This window comes from Phenylobacterium sp. (assembly GCF_037138395.1).
Classification (GTDB): Bacteria; Pseudomonadota; Alphaproteobacteria; order Caulobacterales; family Caulobacteraceae; genus Phenylobacterium.
In genome coordinates, this window is the sequence record NZ_JBAXIM010000037.1 from 1 (window position 1) to 20,013 (window position 20,013).

23 protein-coding genes are annotated in these 20,013 nt (G+C 68.9%); 12 read left to right on the forward strand and 11 right to left on the reverse strand.

Annotated features, from left to right (window positions below):
- Nucleotides 1-107 precede the first annotated feature (107 nt).
- From pgeF to lgt, 3 genes are read right to left on the reverse strand one after another with little or no spacing between them, the layout of a single operon-like run.
- Nucleotides 108-884 (reverse strand): peptidoglycan editing factor PgeF, encoded by a 777-nt coding sequence (gene pgeF / locus WCJ52_RS04590; protein ID WP_336902126.1) that lies wholly within the window; start codon nt 882-884, stop codon nt 108-110.
- Entirely contained in the window at nt 881-1,942 is a 1,062-nt protein-coding gene (locus WCJ52_RS04595; protein ID WP_336902127.1) for an SAM-dependent methyltransferase, read from the reverse strand. The genes pgeF and WCJ52_RS04595 overlap by 4 nt, the downstream gene beginning before the upstream one ends.
- Entirely contained in the window at nt 1,939-2,751 is an 813-nt protein-coding gene (lgt, locus tag WCJ52_RS04600) for a prolipoprotein diacylglyceryl transferase (RefSeq protein ID WP_336902146.1), read from the reverse strand. Before lgt ends, WCJ52_RS04595 begins: the two co-directional genes overlap by 4 nt.
- An 87-nt stretch (nt 2,752-2,838) precedes the next feature.
- On the opposite strand from lgt, the gene WCJ52_RS04605 reads away from it, so the two are divergent.
- The 3 genes from WCJ52_RS04605 (at nt 2,839) to proC (ending at nt 4,549) form a co-directional block, all read left to right on the forward strand.
- Nucleotides 2,839-3,093 (forward strand): accessory factor UbiK family protein, encoded by a 255-nt coding sequence (locus tag WCJ52_RS04605; protein WP_336902128.1) that lies wholly within the window; start codon nt 2,839-2,841, stop codon nt 3,091-3,093.
- Nucleotides 3,094-3,218: 125 nt separating this feature from the next.
- The gene (locus tag WCJ52_RS04610) at nt 3,219-3,722 is read left to right on the forward strand and encodes a YbjN domain-containing protein (protein WP_336902129.1); all 504 of its coding nucleotides are present in this window, start codon (nt 3,219-3,221) and stop codon (nt 3,720-3,722) included.
- A 32-nt stretch (nt 3,723-3,754) separates the two neighbouring features.
- Entirely contained in the window at nt 3,755-4,549 is a 795-nt protein-coding gene (gene proC, locus WCJ52_RS04615) for a pyrroline-5-carboxylate reductase (protein WP_336902130.1), read from the forward strand.
- 46 nt (nt 4,550-4,595) lie between these two features.
- On the opposite strand, the gene WCJ52_RS04620 is transcribed toward proC, so the two are convergent.
- The 3 genes from WCJ52_RS04620 to WCJ52_RS04630 form a co-directional block, all read right to left on the reverse strand.
- A complete protein-coding gene (locus WCJ52_RS04620; RefSeq protein ID WP_336902131.1) occupies nt 4,596-5,063 on the reverse strand; it encodes a DUF2147 domain-containing protein in 468 nt (155 codons plus the stop codon).
- Nucleotides 5,064-5,210: 147 nt separating this feature from the next.
- On the reverse strand, nt 5,211-6,566 hold the full coding sequence (locus WCJ52_RS04625) for an ATP-binding protein (RefSeq protein WP_336902132.1): 1,356 nt from the start codon (nt 6,564-6,566) through the stop codon (nt 5,211-5,213).
- 1 nt (nt 6,567) lies between these two features.
- Nucleotides 6,568-7,278, reverse strand: coding sequence for a response regulator transcription factor (locus WCJ52_RS04630; protein ID WP_336902133.1), 711 nt, complete (start codon nt 7,276-7,278; stop codon nt 6,568-6,570).
- A 91-nt stretch (nt 7,279-7,369) separates the two neighbouring features.
- On the opposite strand from WCJ52_RS04630, the gene WCJ52_RS04635 reads away from it, so the two are divergent.
- Entirely contained in the window at nt 7,370-8,248 is an 879-nt protein-coding gene (locus WCJ52_RS04635; RefSeq protein WP_336902134.1) for a branched-chain amino acid aminotransferase, read from the forward strand.
- 9 nt (nt 8,249-8,257) lie between these two features.
- Here the strand turns inward: WCJ52_RS04635 and WCJ52_RS04640 are convergent, their stop codons facing one another.
- The 5 genes from WCJ52_RS04640 to WCJ52_RS04660 all read right to left on the reverse strand — a co-directional run bounded on the left by WCJ52_RS04640 (nt 8,258) and on the right by WCJ52_RS04660 (nt 14,254).
- Entirely contained in the window at nt 8,258-9,331 is a 1,074-nt protein-coding gene (locus tag WCJ52_RS04640; protein WP_336902135.1) for a DUF2336 domain-containing protein, read from the reverse strand.
- A 92-nt stretch (nt 9,332-9,423) separates the two neighbouring features.
- Nucleotides 9,424-10,191, reverse strand: a complete 768-nt coding sequence (locus tag WCJ52_RS04645) for an ABC transporter permease (RefSeq protein ID WP_336902136.1) — start codon at nt 10,189-10,191, stop codon at nt 9,424-9,426.
- Nucleotides 10,188-10,940, reverse strand: coding sequence for an ABC transporter ATP-binding protein (locus WCJ52_RS04650; RefSeq protein WP_336902147.1), 753 nt, complete (start codon nt 10,938-10,940; stop codon nt 10,188-10,190). Before WCJ52_RS04650 ends, WCJ52_RS04645 begins: the two co-directional genes overlap by 4 nt.
- Nucleotides 10,941-11,948 carry an ABC transporter substrate-binding protein gene (locus tag WCJ52_RS04655; RefSeq protein WP_336902137.1) on the reverse strand — a complete coding sequence of 336 codons (1,008 nt, stop codon included), beginning with the start codon at nt 11,946-11,948 and terminating at the stop codon, nt 10,941-10,943. It abuts the gene before it with no gap.
- Nucleotides 11,949-12,439: 491 nt separating this feature from the next.
- The gene (locus WCJ52_RS04660; RefSeq protein WP_336902138.1) at nt 12,440-14,254 is read right to left on the reverse strand and encodes an ABC-F family ATP-binding cassette domain-containing protein; all 1,815 of its coding nucleotides are present in this window, start codon (nt 14,252-14,254) and stop codon (nt 12,440-12,442) included.
- Nucleotides 14,255-14,343: 89 nt separating this feature from the next.
- Between WCJ52_RS04660 and WCJ52_RS04665 the strand changes: the two genes are divergently transcribed.
- The 8 genes from WCJ52_RS04665 to WCJ52_RS04700 all read left to right on the forward strand — a co-directional run.
- A complete protein-coding gene (locus WCJ52_RS04665) occupies nt 14,344-14,808 on the forward strand; it encodes a YcgN family cysteine cluster protein (protein ID WP_336902139.1) in 465 nt (154 codons plus the stop codon).
- 108 nt (nt 14,809-14,916) lie between these two features.
- On the forward strand, nt 14,917-15,831 hold the full coding sequence (locus WCJ52_RS04670; RefSeq protein WP_336902140.1) for a J domain-containing protein: 915 nt from the start codon (nt 14,917-14,919) through the stop codon (nt 15,829-15,831).
- Nucleotides 15,832-15,879: 48 nt separating this feature from the next.
- Complete coding sequence (locus WCJ52_RS04675; protein WP_336902141.1) at nt 15,880-16,221, forward strand: PepSY domain-containing protein; 342 nt, start codon at nt 15,880-15,882, stop codon at nt 16,219-16,221.
- Between the two features lie 4 nt (nt 16,222-16,225).
- Nucleotides 16,226-16,903, forward strand: coding sequence for a response regulator transcription factor (locus tag WCJ52_RS04680; protein WP_336902142.1), 678 nt, complete (start codon nt 16,226-16,228; stop codon nt 16,901-16,903).
- Nucleotides 16,900-18,282 carry an ATP-binding protein gene (locus WCJ52_RS04685; RefSeq protein ID WP_336902143.1) on the forward strand — a complete coding sequence of 461 codons (1,383 nt, stop codon included), beginning with the start codon at nt 16,900-16,902 and terminating at the stop codon, nt 18,280-18,282. The genes WCJ52_RS04680 and WCJ52_RS04685 overlap by 4 nt, the downstream gene beginning before the upstream one ends.
- A gap of 49 nt (nt 18,283-18,331) precedes the next feature.
- The gene (gene ccmI, locus WCJ52_RS04690) at nt 18,332-19,405 is read left to right on the forward strand and encodes a c-type cytochrome biogenesis protein CcmI (protein WP_336902144.1); all 1,074 of its coding nucleotides are present in this window, start codon (nt 18,332-18,334) and stop codon (nt 19,403-19,405) included.
- Nucleotides 19,402-19,881: a cytochrome c maturation protein CcmE gene (ccmE, locus tag WCJ52_RS04695; RefSeq protein ID WP_336902145.1), complete on the forward strand. Its 480-nt coding sequence runs from the start codon at nt 19,402-19,404 to the stop codon at nt 19,879-19,881. Before ccmI ends, ccmE begins: the two co-directional genes overlap by 4 nt.
- Nucleotides 19,878-20,013: hypothetical protein (locus tag WCJ52_RS04700; protein ID WP_336902148.1), on the forward strand; the 136-nt coding region annotated here is incomplete at its 3' end. The genes ccmE and WCJ52_RS04700, both read left to right, overlap by 4 nt.

The following is a 20,013-nucleotide window of genomic DNA, read 5'->3' on the forward strand; positions in this document are numbered from 1 at the left end:
TGGAGTTGCCAGCAAGCAGCTTCATCGGGACTCTCCACTTCATTTTGCCTTGCCCGGCTTTTATCAGGGCGCGGGAAGGGGGCAAGGCCCCTCCCGGTGGAATCCCATCAGACCAGGGCGATGGCCGACAGCAGGCGTCCGAAATCAGGTTCCCGAAGGTGGAGGGCCCTGCGGTTCGAGAAGAACAGCTCGGGATCGGAATAGGTGTCGGCACCGATCCACTCAGCCTGTTCCACCCCCGCCCGCTGGAGCCTGTCGAGGGCATAGGCGGGCAGGTCGAAGGCGATGGAATAGCTGTCGGTGGCGTGGAAGCGTAAGGCGCTGGCGGGATCGGCGTCCAGGAAGGTTTGGCGGAAGTCCTCGCCGACCTCGTAGGACTGCGGGCCGATGCAGGGGCCAACTGCTGCGACTATGCGTCCGGGAGACGCCCCCAGCCCGGTCATGACCGCGACCCCGGCCTCGATCACCCCGCCGAGGGCGCCGCGCCAGCCGGCGTGGACGGCGCAGACCACCCGCGCCGCAGGATCCGCCATCAGGACCGGGGCGCAGTCCGCTGCAAGGGCCCCGCACAGCACGCCCGGCGTAACGGTCGCCACCCCGTCACCCTCGGGACGTTCATCCCCAAAGGCCTGCTCAGCGACATGCACCCGAGCGGAGTGCACCTGGTAGGCCATGGCCAGGGAGCCGGCCTCAAGGCCGAGGGCTGCTGCCGCCCGCGCCTGGTTCTCCAGGACCGCGGCGGGATCATCCCGGGACCCGCGGCCCAGATTGAGGCTGGCGTAAATCCCCGAGGAGACCCCGCCCTGGCGGGTGAAAAAGGCATGCCGCACTCCAGCCACGTCAAGGCGGGGCGAGGTCAGGAAGGTCGGAGGGGCTCCGCTCATGTCTGGGTACCGAACCCCGGCGGCCTGAGGCCGGGGGAGTGAAGGGCAACGGCCAGGAAGAGGTCGCCCATCTGGCCCGCGCCGGCGAGGCGCTCAACCTGTCGCCGGATCCGCTCTCCGGATTCGGGCTGGGCCAGGCTAAGGGCCCTCGCGCGTGCCTCCAGGCCCAGGGCCCTCAGGAAATCGCCCTGCGCCATCGGACCCCGGGTCTCGACGCCCTCTCGCCGGGCTGCGGCTAGGACCGAGGGAAAGTCGGCATGGACGGTCAGGTCGACCTGGCCAGGGCGCTCGAGCGGGTCGACCTTGCGGTGTCCGGACACGGCCTGAAGGGTGTCGCCGAGACCCGGCGCCTCGCGCCCGTAGTCGACCAGAAGTGCGGCCCCGCCCTCACTGGCGATCCGGGCGCCAAGTTCTGAAGCCAGGGCCTCCTGGGCGGGCGAATGTTCGAAGACCGCTCCCTCGGGCGCCATCTCCGGCGCGCCTTCGAGGCCCGGAGCCGGAGCGAGCCCAAAGACCAGCTGGTCTCCGGCCAGACCGATACGGCGTTCGCGCCAGGCACCCTCGCGGCGTTCCCACTGCCGGGTCGGCAGGCAATCGAGGACCTCGTTGGCGACCACGAGCAGGGGCGCGCCGCCGGGAACCTCGTCCAGGCTTTCCGCATGGCGCGCCACGGCGCCCAGCTTCTGTACCTGCTGTACCCGCAGGGGGTGGGAGGGCTCCACCAGCCAGAGGTCAATGGCGGCCGCAAAGTCCGGCTCCAGCCGGGCGGCCCGCAGGAGATCCGACATCAGGGTCCCGTCGCCGGGGCCCAGCTCGACAAGCCGGACCGGATCGGGCCGACCCATCTGCCTCCAGACCTCGATCATCCAGAGGCCGATCAGTTCGCCGAAGATCTGGCTGACCATGGGCGCGGTGATGAAGTCGCCGTCAGCCCGGATCGCTGGACGGACCGCGTAATAGCCATCGCGGGGGTCATGCAGGCAAAGGTGCATGTACTCGGCCACGCTGACCGGTCCGGCGCTTCGGATCCGATCTGCGAGGCGTCCGGCCAGGCTCACGGCGCCCGGTCGCCCGGGACACGTCCTCGCCGGATCAGCCAGGCGCCGAAGGCGACCATGGGAAGGCTGAGGAGCATGCCCATGGTCACGCCCATGGGGAAGGCGGGCATGTAGATGTCAGGTTCGCGGAGTGTTTCCACGAGGATCCGGACGAGGCCGTAGCCGGCGAAGAAGATCCCCGCGACGACCCCCGGCCGCGCAAGCCAGCGCCGGTTGTGCGTGGCCCAACGCAGGACCAGGAACAGGAGCACGCCCTCCAGCAGGGCTTCGTAGATCTGGCTGGGGTGCCGGGGTTCGGGGCCCGCCGCCGGGAACACCATCGCCCAGGGCAGGTCCGTGGGTCGGCCCCAGAGTTCGCCATTGATGAAGTTTGCGATGCGCCCGAGGAAGAGACCGATGGGAACCACGGCGCAGATCAGGTCTCCGACGGAGAAGAGGTCGAGCCCCCGACGCCGGGCGAACAGCCCGACCGCCAGGAGGACCCCCAGGCAGCCGCCGTGGAAGCTCATGCCTCCGTTCCAGACCCTCAGTACTTCCACGGGATCAGAGAGCAGGATGCCGGGGGTGTAAAAGAGGACGTGGCCCAGCCGTCCGCCGGCGATGATCCCCACGGTGATCCACAGAACGAGGTCCTCGAGACCCGGCTTATCCACAGGCGGTCCCCGCTTCGCCCACAGGTCCGCACGGTCTATCAGGGCGCTCGCATAGCGCCATGCGGCCAGGATGCCGACGATGTAGGCCAGCGCATACCAGCGGATGGCCAGGGGCCCGATCTGGATCAGGACGGGGTCAATCTGCGGATAGGGCAGGGCCAAGGCAGGTCTCCGTGTGAATACGGATAAAACTCTATCCGAGAAGGCCTTCGTTTTCATCCCTGATGGGGCCATATTGCTCCCATGCAGACACAGAACCCCTTCCTTGATGAGATGGCCCGGCTGACCAACGCCGCCATGGGACTGGCGCAAAGCGCGGGCGAAGAGGCCAAGGCGGCCTTCCGCGTCCAGGCCGACCGCTGGGTGGCCGAGCTTGACCTCGTGCGTCGCGACGAAATCGAAGCCCTCCGGGCCGAGGTCGCCGCCCTCCGCGAGGAGGTCGCCAGCCTCCGCGCTGCGGCCCCGCCGCGGGCTCCGCGTAAGCCTGCGGCGAAATGATCCACAGGTCTGCGCCCTGAAGGCGCGTCGACAGGGTAAATCCCACTGTAGGGAATCTCCCGATCCGGATTAGCGTCCTCCCGACCGATCGACGATTCGATCCCAGCGCGGAGGCATTCGGGCGCATGGAATCCTTCCTGTCCGAGGACGAGGGCCTATTTAGCGAAGACCCCCTGGACGTCGTCGAGCATGTCCTCGAGGCTGAGAACTTGCAGTTTGACCGGACCGAGCGCGGAGACGTCGCCTTTACCCTTACCGGTGGTTGGCGGGATTTCGGCCTCTGCTTTACCTGGCGGCCGGACGTAGACTGCCTGCAGGTCAGCCTGTCCCTGGACATGCGTGCACCGCCATCCTTGCGCGCCCAGGTCTACGAGCTCCTGTCGGGCGTGAACGCCCGCGCCTCTCTCGGCCTTTTCGAAATGCGCGAGGATGGCGAGATCCTCTTCCGTTTCGGGACCCCCCTTCTGCCGGGCGAATACCCCGGGCTGGGCCAGACCGCCGGCATGATCGACGTGGCCATGGAGGCGGCGGACCGGTTCTTTCCGGCCTTTGATTTCCTGGTCCGGTGCGGCAAACCTCCGGCGGAAGCCCTCGCCGCCTGCATGTTCGAGACGGTCGGCGTGGCCTGAAGCCGTCCTGTCGGGCGGAACCGGAGGCGCGAATGAAACCTGTCCTTATGCTCGGCGCTGGACGCCTGGGTGGTGCCCTCATCGAGGGCTGGCTTGGTTTTGGCGGGCCAGCCACCGGCGACCTCATGATCCTCGATCCCTCACCGTCCGAAGCCGCCCTCGGGGCGATCCGGGCCGGGGCTCTGCGGGATCCGGGCCCTGGGGCGATTGCACGGGTGGGGACCGTCCTTCTCGCGGTCAAGCCGCAGGCCTGGCGGGAGGCGGTGGTGGCCGTCGCCCCCCATCTTCCGCCTGACGCGGTGATCGTCTCTGTGGTGGCCGGGGTGAGGGCTGCCGACATCTCCGAGGCCTTCGGCGGCCGGCGGGTGGCCCGCGTCATGCCCACGACCGCCGTCGCCGTAGGCCGGGGCGTGGCCAGTCTGTTTGCAACCGATCCGGAGGCTGCCAGCCGGGCCCGGAGCCTCTTTGCCCCTGTGGGCGTGGTGGTGGACCTGGCCGAGGAGGGACTGCTGCACGCCGCCACGGGCGTTTCCGGGTCTGCGCCGGCCTATTTCTACGCCTTCGTCGAAGCCCTCGAGGCGGCGGGCGCTGCAGCTGGCCTGCCCGCAGACGCCTCCCGGGACCTGGCCCGTGCCACCATGATCGGCGCGGCCGCCCTTCTCGACGCGACCGGCCAGACGCCTGCAGAACTGCGCCGGCAGGTCACTTCGCCAGGGGGAACCACCGAGGCGGCGCTCAGCGTGCTTGGCCGGGAGGCCGGTCTGGGGCCGCTCCTGAAGGACGCCGTCGCCGCCGCCGCCAGCCGGTCGGCGGAACTCGGCGGCTAGATCCGATTCCGATAAGTGGGAACCGGTTATCCCATCGAAACAGGATCTAGTCGGCCTGGGTCCAGGTCTGGGCCTGACAGATGACGGAAACACAGCCCTCGACCTTCAGGACGCCTTGCGCCGATAGGCTCATCTTCGAGGCATAGGTGCGCCCCGAATTGGGATCATAGATCTTGCCTCCACCCCACTTGCCGGGACCCGCCGGGGTGAAGTCGCGGATGATCTGGAGGCCGATGATTGGCCGCGATCGCAGGGCGGGATCGGGGTTGACCTCGTCCCGCGCCGCCGCAGCGGACCCGCTGGCGCGGTCACGGGCCCAGATGATCTGGCCGCAGAGCTTCTGGCCGCAGGGCGCGATCCGGACCTTGGCGCTGCGATCCTGGGTGTACCAGGTCCCTACTGGGGATTGTGCAGCGGCCGCAGCCGAGGCTGCCAGGAGCAGCGCAGAGGCAGCGGCGGCGCAGAGGCCTTTCGTAACCGGGGCGCGGATCACGCCTTCGACGGGACTGGACATGACGGTCGGCTCCTCGGGGGCTGGGTACTGGGAAATTTACAACGTAAAACTAATTGCAGCTTGGGGATCCTGTCAATCCCACGGGATCATGTAGCGCTCCGGTGCGGGGTGTTGACAGGTGAACGAAAGGTCTGGACGGCGGGGCGACTAGCTGCCCGCCGGCAACCGCAGGACAGCACGCAGTCCGCCCAGCGGCGAGTCCTCCAGGCGCACGTCGCCGCCATGCCCCCGGGCGGCGTCCCTGGCGATGGCGAGGCCCAGCCCCACACCCTTGGCATTCTGGTTGCGGGAGTCGTCCAGCCGGTTGAAGGCCAGGAAGGCCTCTTCGCGCCGCTCGGGGGGGATGCCGGGTCCGTCATCGTCGACGGTCACCGTGACGCCCCCGTCTGTGAGGCTTACGCCGACCTGCACCCGCTCGCCATGGGCTGATGCGTTGGAGATGAGGTTGGCGAGGGCCCGCTTGAGGGCGCCGCGACGACCCCGGTAGGGAACGCCGTCCGCAGGCAGAGTCACCTCGATCTGCGATCCGCTCCGCCGGGCACCCTCAGCCGCCTCCCGGACCAGGGCCCCCAGGTCCATATCGACAGCCTGCTCACCGCCCTCCCCGCGGGCAAAGGCCAGGTATTCATCGATCATGTGCTCCATCTCAGCGAGGTCGCGCTTCATGGCTTCAGTGGCGGGCCCGGGGTCTGTCATGGCGAGCTCGAGGCGCAGACGCGTCAGCGGCGTCCTCAGGTCGTGGCTGACCGAGGCCAGCAGCGCCGTCCTCTGTTCGATCTGCCTCTGGATACGCGCCTTCATGGCGAGGAAGGCCTTGGCGGCCTGACGCACCTCCCGCGCCCCGTAGGGCTTGAAGGCCGGGGCGTCGCGACCCCTACCGAAGTCTTCAGCCGCCTGGGCAAGCCGCTCGATCGCCCGGACCTGGTTGCGGATGAAGATCAGCGAGACCCCGGTCAGGATCAGGGTCGCCGCCGCCATCCACCCCAGGAAGATGCCGCCCTGGGTCGCCACTGCCCGCTCCCGGGGCGCCAGGACGCGAAGCACGCCGCCATGGGTCTGGACCCGAATGTCCACATAGGCCGGGTAGCGGGTGGTATCGAACCAGAAGGGGGCGTCGATCCGCGCGGCCAGCGCCTGCCGCAGGGAAGAGTCCACGGCGGCCAGGGCGTTCCGCCTGCGGGTCTCCGGCAGCGGCCTGTCAGGCAGGTAGGCGATGGAGAGGCTCATGGACCGTTCCGCCCGTCCCGCCGTACGTGCAAGGCCGGCGGGGGAGGGATCATCCTCGTAGCTTTCCAGTGCCCAGGCGACATCGCCCGCCAAGCCCTCAGAAAGCCGCATGGTCACGGTCCGCCAGTGGGCGTCGAAGAATACCCAGGCCACCGCAAGCTGCATGAGAGCGACCGGCAGGACAATGATCAGGAAGGTTCGCCCATAGAGCGTGGCGGGCAGGCTGCGCTTGATCAGCCGCCTCCAGGCCTCCGGCGCGGGGAAGGATCGCGCCATTTCAGTCCGGCGCCAGCAGATAGCCGATCCCGCGCACAGTCAGCAGGTAGCGGGGCGACTGGGGGTCGAGCTCGATCTTCCGTCGTAGGCGTGTGACCTGGATGTCGACGGCCCGGCCGCCCGGGTCGACATCGGCGTGAATCAGGTCCTGGCGATCGACGGGTTCATGTGGGGTCTGGGCGAGGCGGCGCAGCAGGCTGACCTCGGCCTCTGTCAGGCGCACGGGGTGGCCCTCGCGGGTCAGTTCGCCCCGTGTTGGGTCGAAGCTGCAGGGCCCCAGGCTGAGGCCGCCGCCCGCGCCGGACGGCGCCTCGGCGATGCGCCGGAGGATGGCCTCAATCCGCAGTACCAGTTCCTCGGGCTCGAAGGGCTTGGCCAGGTAGTCGTCCGCGCCGATCCTCAGGCCTTCGATGCGGTCGCTGGGATCCCCGCGGGCGGTCAGCATCAGGACCGGCAGACGACCTGCCGACCCCGGGCGGCTCCGCATCCAGGCGGCCAGGGACAGGCCATTCTCGCCGGGCATCATGACGTCGAGGATGGCGAGGTCGAAGTCCAGGGACTCTAGCAAGCGCCGGGCCGCCTCTCCCCCCGGCGCCGCCGACACCCGGAACCCTGCGCGGGTCAGGAAGGCCTTCAGGAGTTCGCGGATCCGGTCATCGTCGTCCACGACCAGGAGATGTCGGACCCGCCCGGTGGTAGCGTCCTTCACCATGGCCGCACCCCGCGTCTGCGCCGGTTATGCCATTGACGGCGCGCCCACGCAGGGCTGTAAGGAACGGCCTGCGAGAGGAGATACGTTCCCAATGTCACTTGTTCCCTTCGACGACCGCGATGGATGGATCTGGCTGGACGGCCAGTTTACGCCCTGGCGCGAGGCGAAGGTGCACGTACTGACCCACGGCCTCCATTACGCTTCGGCCGTGTTCGAGGGCGAGCGCATGTATGGCGGGGAAATCTTCAAGCTGCGCGAGCACACGGAACGTCTGTTCAAGTCGGCCGAGATCCTGGATTTCGAAATCCCGTTCACGGTGGACGAGATCGATCAGGCCTGCAAGGAGACGTGCACCCGTAACGGGCTTGAGGACGCCTACGTCCGGCCGATCGCCTGGCGGGGCTCGGAGATGATCGGGGTCTCGGCCCAGAACACCCGGATTCACGTCGCCGTGGCTGTCTGGGATTGGCCGTCCTATTTCTCGCCAGAGCAGAAGGCCCAGGGCATCCGGATGTGCTGGGCGAAGTACCGCCGTCCTTCGCCCGATTCAGAGCCGGTGCACGCCAAGGCTACGGGCCTCTACATGATCTGCACCCTGTCCAAGCACGCCGCCGAGAAGGCCGGCTACACCGACGCCATGATGCTCGACTACCGCGGCTACGTGGCCGAGAGCACCGGTTCGAATGTCTTCTTCGTGCAGGATGGCGCCCTGGTTACGCCGACGCCCGACTGTTTCCTGGACGGCCTGACCCGGCAGACGGTGGTCGCCCTAGCCCGTTCAAAGGGCTTGGACGTGATCGAGCGCCACATCCTGCCCGAGGAACTGGCCTCATTCTCGGAGTGCTTCGTGGTGGGGACCGCCGCCGAAGTGACCCCGGTGTCAGAGATCGGTGATTACCGGTTTACCCCCGGCAACATCTCGCTGAGCCTGATGGACGACTACGCCCGGCTGGTGCGCCGCCAGGCCTGAAGGCCGGGCTCAGCCCTTCCTGTCGCCCCAGAAGCGGACTGTTCGTTTTGCGACATCACGGGGCAGGGCCTCATAGATCTCGCCATACTCGCGGGCGCGACCCATGGGGTTGTTCTCCCGGCCAAGTACGAGCACGGCTATGGTAATGAAGATGGCGCGGTCAAACCCTGCCGCCTTGCAGACGATGGACAGGGCGTCGAGTTCCCGCCGCTCGTGGATGGTACGCGCCGTCTGGAAGTCGGTGCCCGCCAGCTTCGAGATTGCGACCAGGTAGGCGGTCGTGTCACCGCTCCTGAGGAAGCCAACCAGGACATTGGGGCTTATCGTGCCCCTGACCTCCAGCGCCTTGACCGTCTTTTCAGCCTTGGCGAAATCGGGGGGATAAACGGTCTTGCGGTTGGCCAGGCGGTCCCGGCTCTGCTTGAGGGCCTCGTCCAGCTCCTCCGGTTTGATCTGGGCGTTACGCTGTAGGATGACGTTGCGCATCCGCGCCTCGACGACGAAGTACATCTCGTTGAGCAGGTCGACGGGCAGCTTGGCGTAGCGGACCACGGCCGCCTGCAGGGCGGGATGTTCGACGGCGCGGTCAACGAGGCGCTCGTGGGCCTCGCGGGACAGGTTGGCCGAGGCGTTGGCCAGCAGCACCTCCAGCGTGCCCTCGCCCCCCCTGTCGACAATAACATCTGTAACGCTTGTGGGGAGGTTCGAACGTCTCGAGATCGCCTTGAGGTGGGCGTCGCCTCGGGTTTGCGCCAGGTCGATCAGATCCTCTTCCGATACCGCCCGGGAGAGCTGGAGGATGGGACTGGCGACATCGATGATCTCGTCCCGGGCAAGGGTGCGGATCAGGCGGACAGGCGGAGTACGGGCCAGAGCCATCCGGTTGGCGAGTTCCGCACGGACCCGGCTCTCCATTTCCTGGGCCAACTGGCTCAGGACATCGTCGAAGAGTGCAAGCTCCGGATCATCGATCCGGGGTCCGAACTGGAAATACATGTCCGCAACGCGATGCATCAGCTCGCGCCTGTGTTCGCCGGATTTCTCCTTGGCGAGGTCCATGAGCTCGGCGGCGCTTTGCTTCATGCCCAGGTGACTCTCAGAGGCTGCATTTTCGGCCTGTCTCAGGAGATTGTCTCCCTCAAGTATCAGACTATGGGGTGGCCGTTAACCTCGGCCTAACGGCCACGCCACCACCGCAGGCCAGCACCTTCCAGCCGCTCGAGCCCCGCATGGACCGCGACACCCATCACCGCCAGCACCACCAGGGCGGCGATCATCCGGTCAGTCTGTAGCTTGTTGCCGGCGTCCAGGATCTGCCAGGCGAGGCCCCGGACGCCCCCGGAGCCCGCGGCGAACTCAGCCACCACCGCCCCAATGATGGCCAGGCCGGCGCCGACCTTCAGGCCCTCCATCAGGAAGGGAACCGCCGCAGGGAGCCGCAGCCTGAGGACCCTCTGCAGGCGACTGGCGCCGTAGAGATCGAACAGCCGCTCGAGGTCGGGGTCCGCTGATCTGAGTCCGGTCACCGTTCCGGAGAAGATCGGGAAGAAGGCCACAAGGACCGCCAGGGCGATCACTGCGCGCTCAGGATGGTCGATCCCAACCCAGATGAGGATCAGGGGTGCCACCGCCACCACCGGCGTGACCTGGAGGGCGGAGGCCAGTGGGCGCACGGCGCGCTCGAGAAGCGGGCTCAGGCCGACCAGCAGGGCGAGGGCCAGGGCGGCCCCGGCGGCAAGGACGAGGGCGACCAGGGCGACGGAGAGGGTATTCCAGGCGGCGGGCACCAGGACTGTCAGCCCGGATGCGGCGGCCAGCATCACCTTCGAGGGCGGCGGCAGGAAGTAGGCGGGAACGCCTGTCAGGCGACACGCCGCCTCCCATCCAGCCAGGAGCAACAGGATCAGGACTGCCGGGGCGAGAGCGTCGACGACCCGGTTCATGCGACGGCCTCAGAGCCTGCGGCGAGGAGGCCGGACACCGCCTCCGCCGCCTCGGCGAAGACCGGCCAGGCCCTGAAGCCAGGGGGCCTGGGCAGGGGTGCGTCGACCCGGACCTCGCCGGCGATGCGCCCCGGGCCGCGGGTCAGGACCACGATCCGGCTGGCCATATAGGCGGCTTCCTCGACATTATGGGTGACGAAGACGATCGCCGGCCGGGTCTCGGACCACAGGTGAAGGACGTCGTCGGCCAGGGTGCGCCGGGTGATCTCGTCGAGGGCGGCGAAGGGCTCGTCCAGCATCAACAGGCGCGGACGGGTCACCAGGGCCCGCGCCAGGGAGGCGCGCATGGCCATGCCCCCGGAAAGCTGCGCGGGTCGGGACTCCCCGACCCCGGCCAGGCCCACCCGCGCCAGGGCCTCGGCCGCCCGGGCCCGCGCTTCGGGGCGCGGGGTTCCTGCAAGCTCAAGGGGCAGGGCCACGTTGGCGGCGGCGCTCATCCAGGGCGCCAGGGTCGGGGCCTGGAAGACCACAGAGGTCTCTCCGCGCCCTACGGCCCGATGGACTTGTCCTCGGGTGGCCGGTTCGAGGCCGGCGAGAAGCCGGAGCGCCGTGGACTTGCCGCAGCCTGAGGGGCCGACAAGGGCGACGATCTCGCCCGCCTCTATGGTCAGGGACAGGGGACCGAGGGCGCGGCCCCGACCCTGGTAGTCGACCTCGACCTCCTGAAGGGCGGCGGTGGGACTCACGATCTACTTTCCCGCTGGCCGTACGAAGTCGAGGGTATAGGCCTTCGTGTAGTCGAGGCCCTTGGGATAGACGCCCTGGGCGATCGCCATCTCGGCGAAGGTCTTCCAGCGTCCGTCGGTCATGACGCCGATCCCACCGGTGGTGGCGTCTCCACCCTCGACCAGGTTGTACTGGCGCATCTTCTCCCGGGCCTGGTCGAGCAGGTCCTGGCTCATCTCCGGATTGTCCTTGAGGATCAGGGCGTCGCCAGGCTTTGGGTCGCCGGTCAGGTAGGACTTCCAGCCGGCGGCGCTCGCCTCGACGAAGGCGCGGACCCGGGCCGGGTCCTTGTCGATCAGCGACTGGGGAACGAAGATCATGGCCGCGTAGGACGGATAGCCGTTATCCGCCAGCAGGAAGACCCGGGGCTTCAGTCCGACGGTCTTCTCGATCGTGAAGGGCTCGCTGGTCAGGTAGCCTTGCTGGGCCACCGACTTGTCGGCGAGGAAGGGGGCGGCGTTGAAGGTGTACTTCCGGATCTGGGAGTCCTCGAACCCGTATTTCGACTTCAGCCAGACCCAGAAAGCCGTGACGGAGGCATCGGACAGCAGGATGGGATGGCCCTTGAGATCCTCGATCCGCTCGATCCCCTGGTCGGGGTGGGCAATCAGGACCTGGGGGTCCTTCTGCATCATGGCCGCGACGGCGCGGACCGGTACGCCCTCAGCGGCCAGGTTGAGGGCGATGAAGCTGTTGGAGCCCATGCCCGCCTCGACGGCGCCGGCGGCGAGCAGTTGCGGGACATTCACGCCGGGCCCGCCCTGGATGATCTGGACCTTCAGGCCCCGCTTCTCGTATTCGCCGGTCGCCAGCGCCTGGTAGAAGCCGCCCTGTTCAGCCTGGGCGCGCCAGTCGGTGGCAAACCGGATCACGCTGGCGTCCGCACCGGGCTTGCCTGCGTCCTGCCGGGGCGAGCAGGCCCAGGCGAGCGCGGCGACGGCGAGGAGGGTGAATGTCCTGAACAGCTTCACGGCGCGGCCTCCGGGGGTCTGGGTCCTCCGGGGCAAACTAGGCGCCTTTCAGGGGAAGGCAACCGCGAACGCGACCCCTGGGTTACAGGCCCAAATAGCAAGAGGGCGACGCACCGGTCACCCGGTCCGCCGCCCACTTTCAGATCCGTTGGGAGACCTGAGTCCCGAGGCAGGTCGGCTGTAGTCCGACGGGTCGCCCCGTCCTTCCCGCCGCGCCCGGGACCGCGACCCTGAACGGCTACCGAGGTTGCCCCCGATCACCACTCCGATCCGGCCCTTCCGCCCGGCCCCATCCGGGTTACCCCTTCCGTCACCGCGCGTCGCCTTTCGACAAACCCACGCTCCCATCCGGCAGCCAGGGGAGCAAGACCACCAAGGCCCCGCACCGTGGGCGCTTCCGTGCAGGGCCGGTGGACAAGGTGTGGATCACCGGTGAAGTCTGCGAGATCCGTGAGGAAAATCAGGAACGAGGAGATATCCACGGCTCTGGCTCAGGACCCTGGATCGCCTCCAGCCAGACTGGCCTTGAGTTCTTCGATCTCCAGCCACTCGGTCTCTGCAGCGTCCAGGCGATCCCGGGCGCCGGCCAACTCTGCAGTGAGGCGGGTGAAGCTGCCGGGGTCACGGCCGTAGAGGCCGGAATCCGAGAGACGCAACTCCAGGGCCGCGATCTGAGCGGGCAGGCCGGCGATCAGCGCCTCGGCGGCCTCCAGCCGCCTCTGGTCCCGGTAGGAAAGCTTGGCCGGCCGGGCGGGAGGGGTCGCCACAGGTCGCTCCGCCGTCCTGCGCGCTGGCACCGGCGCGCGCGAGGCCACAGGCGCCAGGAAACCGGGGTTCTGCGCCTCAAAGTCCCGCCAGCCTCCCGGGGTTTCGACGATGTCACCGCGCCCGTTCAGGGCGATGGTGGAGCTCGCCAGGCGGTCGATGAAGTCGCGGTCGTGGCTGACCAGCAGCAGGGTGCCAGCATAGTCGCCCAGGGCCTCCTCCAGAAGGTCCAGGGTGTCCATGTCCAGGTCATTGGTCGGCTCGTCCAGGACCAGCAGGTTGGTAGGCGCGGCCAGGACCCGGGCCAGCAGCAGTCGGTTGCGCTCGCCCCCGGAAAGGCTACGCACCGGCTGGCGTAGCTGGGCATCCGTGAAGAGGAAGGACTTGGCATAGGCAGCAACGTGCCAGGGCTTGTCCCCCACCAGGATCTGGTCGCCCCCGAGGGGCGCCAGGACCTCTCGCAGGGTCATCTCGGGCTTCAGGTCCGCCCGGGTCTGGTCGAGATAGCCGATCTCTAGCCCCGTCCCCAGCTTCACGCTGCCGGAGTCTGGCTCCAGCTGGCCGACCAGCATCCGCACCAGGGTGGTCTTTCCCGCCCCATTGGGCCCGACCACGGCGACCCGGTCGCCCTTCTGGATCCGGGTGGAGAAGTCGCGGATCACGGTCCGACCCGCCCAGGACTTGGAAATCTGGCGCACCTCGATCACCCGCTTGCCAGAGCCCTCCGAGGTCGCCGCCTCCAGGCCCATCGAACCCCGGGACTGGTGCAAGAGTTCGGCCCGCTCGGCCCGCAGGTCCAGCAGCGCCCGCCGGCGGCCCTCATTCCGGGCGCGCCGGGCGGTGACGCCCCGCTGCATCCAGTGTTCTTCCTGCTCCAGGCGCTTCTGCAGGCGTCGGGCGTCCTCTGCCTCGGTCGCCGCAATGCCCTCGGCCCAGGCCTCGAAGTGGGTGAAGCCCCGGTCCAGCTTCCGGACCCGGCGGCCCTCCAGCCAGAAGCACCGGTCAGAGACGCGCTCCAGGAAGGCCCTGTCGTGGCTGACCAGCAGGATCGCCGCCCGGCTGGAAGCAATCTCACCTTCGAGGGTGGCGATGGCGGGAATGTCGAGGTGGTTGGTCGGCTCGTCCAGCAGCAGGACGTCGGCGTCCCGGGCGAAGGCCGCGGCCAGGGCCGCCCGCCGGACCTCGCCGCCAGACAGGCCTTCGGAAGGCTTGGAGGGAGACAGGCCGAAGGTCTGCAGGGCGGCCTCGGCTTCGTACGTCGCAGCGCCGGCGGCGATCAGGTGATCGAGGACGGTTGGGCCGGTGATCACCGGCTCCTGGGGGACCCAGGCGATGCGCAGGCCGGGAACCTGGGTCTTCTCGCCATCGTCGACCTCCACCTCGCCGGCCAAGATTCTGAGCAGGGTGGTCTTGCCCGCCCCGTTTCGGCCGACCATGCAGGCGCGGCAGCGGGGGTCGAGGGCAAGGTCGACCCCGTCGAACAGCATGCGCGGCCCGTCTGCGAGACGGACCTGCCTGAGAGCGAGGACCGGTGGCTTCATCGCGCCCCCTTAACCCCCGTTGCCCTATCGTCCAAGCCCCGCTGGGCTGCGGGGTGGCGTCGCCCTCGCCTCCCGGCTAGACAGATCCCATGACGCGTCCCTTCTGGGAGACCACCTCCCTCGAGCGCATGAACCGCGAACAGTGGGAAAGCCTCTGCGACGGCTGTGGCCTGTGCTGCCTGATCCGCTTCGAGGACGTGGACAGCGGCGAGGTGATCCCGACCCGGGTGCATTGCCGCCTGCTCGATGCCGCCACCTGCAGCTGCTCGAACTATCCCGGCCGTAAGCGCGAGGTGCCAGACTGTATTTCCCTGACCCCGGCCATCATCCCCAGGCTCGGTTGGATGCCGAAGTCCTGCGCCTATCGTCGTCTCCATGAGGGGCGGGGGCTCGCCGACTGGCATCCTTTAATCAGCGGCGATCCGGAAAGCGTGCACCGGGCAGGCGTGTCGGTGCGGGGACAGACGATCTCGGAGTCCGAACTCGAGCACGAGGACGACATGGTCGACCACGCTGCGCCCGACCTCCTGGCCGAACGCGGCCGGGACACCTGAGGCGGTAGAACTTCCTAAGCGTTGCGATTATGCAACACTTGCCCTTGCGGACCTGACGTCGGACCCTAACTCAGAAGCCGGTTTGTTTTCCCAGCTGAGGTGACCCCCGTGGCGCGAGATCCCTACGAGGTGCTCGGCGTTCTGCGCAGCGCCGGGGCCGATGATATCCGCAAGGCCTTCCGGAAGCTGGCCAAGAAGCATCACCCGGATGCCAATCCTGGCGACAAGGCCTCTGAAGAGCGGTTCAAGCAGGTCAGCGCGGCGTTTGACCTTCTCGGGGACGTGGACAAGCGCCGCAAGTTCGACGCCGGCGAGATCGACGCCGATGGCCGGGAGGTCTTCCGGGGCTTCCCCGGCGGCCAGGGCGGCGGCCAGGGACCGGGCTTCGGCGGCGGCGGATTCGAGTCCGCTGATTTCAACGATATCCTGGGCGAGATGTTTGGACGGCGGGGCGGCCGTGCAGGCACCCGCGGCGAGGCGGGCCCTGGCCCCGGGTTCTCGGCTCGCGGATCGGATGTCCGCGCGCGCCTGGAGGTCGACCTCGAGGAGGCCATACTTGGCGGCAAAAAGCGCATCTCTTTCCAGGACGGCCGGACCCTCGACGTCACCATTCCCGCCGGCGCTGGCGATGGGCAGACCCTTCGTCTGAGAGGGCACGGCGAGGCGGGGCGGGGCGGCAAGGGCGACGCCCTGATCGAACTTGTGATCCGGCCTCATCCTGTCTTCCGAAAGGAAGGCGAGCAGCTCGTGATGGACCTGCCAGTCTCCATCCCGGACGCCGTGCTCGGCGGACGGGTCCAGGCTCCCACGCCAGACGGGCCCGTCAGCATTTCAGTGCCCAAGGGCGCGAATTCGGGACAGTCCCTTCGGCTCAAGGGCAAGGGGCTTGCGGACGGTCGCGGTGGGAGGGGCGACCTCATCGCCCGCATTCAGCTCATGCTTCCTGACGCCCCGGATTCCCAGCTTGAGGCCTTCGCCACGCGCTGGCGAGAGGACCGGCCCTATGCGCCCCGGCGCCGCTGAAGGCGGCGGTTCAGCCGGGGTTCATGCGATCCGTCACAGGATTACGCCATGAGCCGGACCCTTCCGATCGTTTCCGCCCGGGCGGCGGCCTTGCTGGCGACGGTGATGCTGGTGGCGGCATCCGGACCTTCGACGGCCCAGACGCCCCAGCGGCGGCCCGACCAGGACCGGGCCCGGGATGCCGTGCGTGAGGGAAGCCTGGCCCCCCTGTCCCAGGTCCTCGCCGCCATTGCCGCACGGACCCCGGGCGAGCAGCTGGACACCCGCTTCGGCGAGACCGTCGACGGCCGACCTGTCTACCTGATCACCTGGCGCACCTCCGATAACCGGGTGCTGGTCTTCGTGGCGGACGCCCGGACGGGTCGAATCCTCGAGCAGAGGGGAGGCTGATCCCGTGCGCCTCCTGCTTGCCGAAGACGACCCAGACCTGGCCCGCAGCCTCAAGCTCGCCCTCGCGGAGGCGGGATACGCCGTCGACCTGGCCTCCGATGGCGGAGAGGCGGGGTTCCTGGGCGAAACCGAACCCTATGACATCGTGGTCCTGGACCTGGGCCTGCCGGTGGTCGACGGCGTTTCTGTTCTGCGGCGCTGGCGGTCGGCAGGGGTTTCAACCCCGGTCCTCATCCTCACCGCCCGGGACGGGTGGGCCGAGAAGGTCGAGGGCTTCGACGCCGGCGGTGATGACTACCTGACCAAGCCCTTCAACACCGCCGAACTGTTGGCCCGGCTTCGGGCTCTCCTGCGGCGGGCGGCGGGTCGGGCGACGGCCAGCCTGTCCAGCGGCGACCTGGTCCTGGATCCCGGCGCAGCCTCCGTCACCCTGGCGGGCGAGCCGGTGCGCCTGACCTCGCTGGAGTACCGTCTCCTGCACTACCTCATCATGCACGCGGGGCGGGTGATCAGCCGGACCGAACTGACCGAGCATCTCTACGACCAGGATTTCGACCGGGACTCCAACACCATGGAGGTGATCATCGCCCGGCTACGACGGAAGATCGGGGCCGACCGGATCCTCACCCAGAGGGGCCTCGGCTACAGGCTTGGCGGCCCGCCGGGGCCTGAGCCGGCGTGACCGCATCCCCCGGCCCCTCCCTGGTCCGAAGGCTGGTCCTTCTGGCCGCCGTCGGGCTGACAGCTGTCCTGGCGGCCGCGACCCTGCTACTCGGCCTGCTCTTCGAACAGGCCGCTCTTCGCCGCTTCGACCAGGGCCTTGCAGACCTGACGGACAGCCTTGCCGCCGCCGCCCAGCCCGCCGCCGGGGAAGCGCTCACCGTCCGCGACCTCGGCGACCTGCGGACCCTCAGGGTCTATTCAGGTCGCTACTGGCAGGTGCTTAGGCCCCGGACCGGCGGCTCCGGCACCGTGCTCGCCCGGTCCCGATCCCTCTGGGACCTCGAGCTGTCGTCACCAGCCGGTCTGGCGCAGCGTCTGGAGGCCCAGCCCGCTGGCACGGTCAGCTACGAGGTTCCCGGGCCCTCCGGCCAGAAACTCCGGGTCCGCGCCACGCGGCTGGTCCTGCCCGGCGATCCGGCACCGGTGATCGTCCTGGCGGCCGAGGACCGGCGTCCCGTCGATGCGGACGTGAGGGGATTCTTCGCCGCGACCTCTGTGGTCTTCGTCCTCTTGGCGGCGGGCCTGGTTGCGGCGGTGGTGGTTCAGGTCAGGCTGGGGCTCAGGCCGCTCTTCGCCCTTAGTGACGAGGTCGCGGACCTCCGGTCGGGGCGGGCGGAAAGTCTTCTCAGGACCTATCCGCGCGAGCTGCGCCCCCTGGCGGACCAACTCAACGCCCTGATGCGCCACAACCGCGACACCCTGGAGCGCCAGCGCGCCCATGTGGGCAACCTCGCCCACGCCCTCAAGACGCCCCTCGCGGTGCTGACCACCGCCGCCTTTCGGGAGACGGGCGCTCTGGCCGACATGGTCTCGCAGCAGGCCGGGGTCATGGTGAGGCAGGTGGATCACCACCTCCGCCGGGCCCGGGCTGCCGCCCGCCATGCCGGGGCGGGCCAGTCCACCGGGGTGGCGGCCGTGCTCGACGAAATCGCCCGCACGCTTGGCCGGCTGTACGCGGAGAAGGGCCCCAGGATCGACTGGGACGCCCCGGAGGAGCTCATTTTCCTGGGCGAGCGCCAGGACTTGCTCGAGATGGCGGGGAACCTTCTTGAGAACGCCTGCAAGTGGGGCCGAAGCCGGGTTCGGGTGGTCGCAAAGGCTGTTGGGACCGACAGGCTCTTCCTGACCATCGACGATGACGGGCCGGGTCTGGCACCGGCGGAGCGCGAGGCTGCCATGGCCCGGGGCGCGCGCCTGGACGAGTCGGCCCCCGGTTCAGGTCTGGGCCTCAGCATTGTAAGGGACCTCGCCCGGGCCTACGGCGGCGACCTGCAACTCTCCGAATCTCCCCTTGGCGGCCTGCGGGCCCAGGTGGACCTGCCGCGTACGCTGGCCTGACGCGACGGCACCCCTCGCCCTTGCGCGCCAAACCGGCTACACGGCGCCGATGGTCGTTTTCTGGACGGCAGCGGGTCTGCTCTCGGTCGCCGCTGCGGCAGTCGTCTTCCTCAGGGCAGCCCGGTCCGCCGCGGAATCCGGCCTCACGGATCCGACTCTCGACGTCTATCGCCGTCAACTGACCGAAATCGACGATCTTGCCGAACGCGGTCTCATGGAGGCCGAAGAACGGGATGCCACCCGCGTCGAGGCCGGACGACGCCTGTTGGCGGCCGCAGAGGGCCCCCAGGCCGGCTGGACGGCGTCTGAGGCACAGAGACCCGTCGTCCTGGCGGCGGCGGCAGCCGTCGGTGTCCTGGCCCTCGCCGGCTATCTCGTCGTGGGCAAACCCGGGTTGCCAGACCAGCCCCTGCAGCGGCGGGTCGAAGCCTGGCGGTCCAGCCCTCTCACCGATCTCGACGCCCCCCAGTTGGCTGCCGTCCTTCGCCAGGCCCTCAAGGTGCGCCCCGAGGCCGAGGGCTATCGATTCCTCGCCCTTGCCGAAGCCCAGTCCGGCAATCCGGCCGCCGCAGCCAAGGCCCTGCGCCGGGCGGTCGCGCTCGCGCCGGAACGGGCCGACCTCTGGGAAATGCTGGGCCTCAGCCTGATCAGCGGGGCGGGGGGCGAGGTGACCCCCGACGCTCGGGAGGCCCTCACCACGTCCCTTCGCCTCGTGCCCGGCTCCCTCGTCTCCCGATTCCATCTTGCCCGGGCAAGAGCGGCGTCGGGCGACCGTGAGGGCGGGGTCCGGGACCTCCAGGCGATCGCTTCTGACCTTCCGGCCGGGGACCCCCGCCGGGCCGACATCGAAACGGCGATCCGTGAAGCCCAGGCGCCCGCCGGGCCTGTGGCCGACGGTCCGGCCTCGGAGATGATCGGGCGTATGGTGTCCGGGCTTGCCCAGCGCCTCCAGGCCAATCCGGACGACCCGGAGGGCTGGATCCGCCTGGTTCGCTCTTACGCCGTCCTGGGGGATGCAGCAAAGCGCGACGCCGCCCTCGACCGGGCCCGTCGGCGCTATTCCGGCACGCCTGACATCCTGGGGCGCCTGGAAGCGGCGGCTCGCACGGAGCCGATGAAATGAACGGTCTCCTTCCCAAATCCCCCCGGGCGAGACGGCGGCTGACCATCCTCGCGGCGGTGGCGCCCGTCCTGGTCCTGGCGGTGGGCCTCACCCTCTGGGGGCTCCGCGGGTCCATCTCCTATTTCTACACGCCCGCCCAGGCCGACGCCGCCAAGCCACCGCCGGGACGGTCCGTGCAGCTGGGCGGCCTGGTCGTCGCCGGCAGTGTGGTCAAGTACGCCGACGGGCGGGTCGAGTTCACCGTCAGGGATAATCAGGCCGCTGACCGTGTCCATTACCAGGGTGACCTGCCGGACCTCTTCCGGGAGGGACAGGGGATCGTGGCCACCGGAACCTTCCGCCGGGATGGCGCCTTCGAGGCGCGCCAGGTGTTGGCCAAGCACGATGAAAATTACATGCCCAAGCAGGTCAGCGAGTCCCTGAAGGCCCAGGGTGAATGGCGCGGCGACGGTGCGCCGGGACGGTACGCGCCATGATCACCGAGTTCGGCGCTTTCGCCCTGATCCTCGCCCTGGTCCTGTCCCTGGCCCAGGTGCTGCTGTCCGTCCTCGGCAGGTATCGGCGCTCGGGCCTCCTGGCGGGGGCGGGGGAGGGTGCGGCCCTGGCTG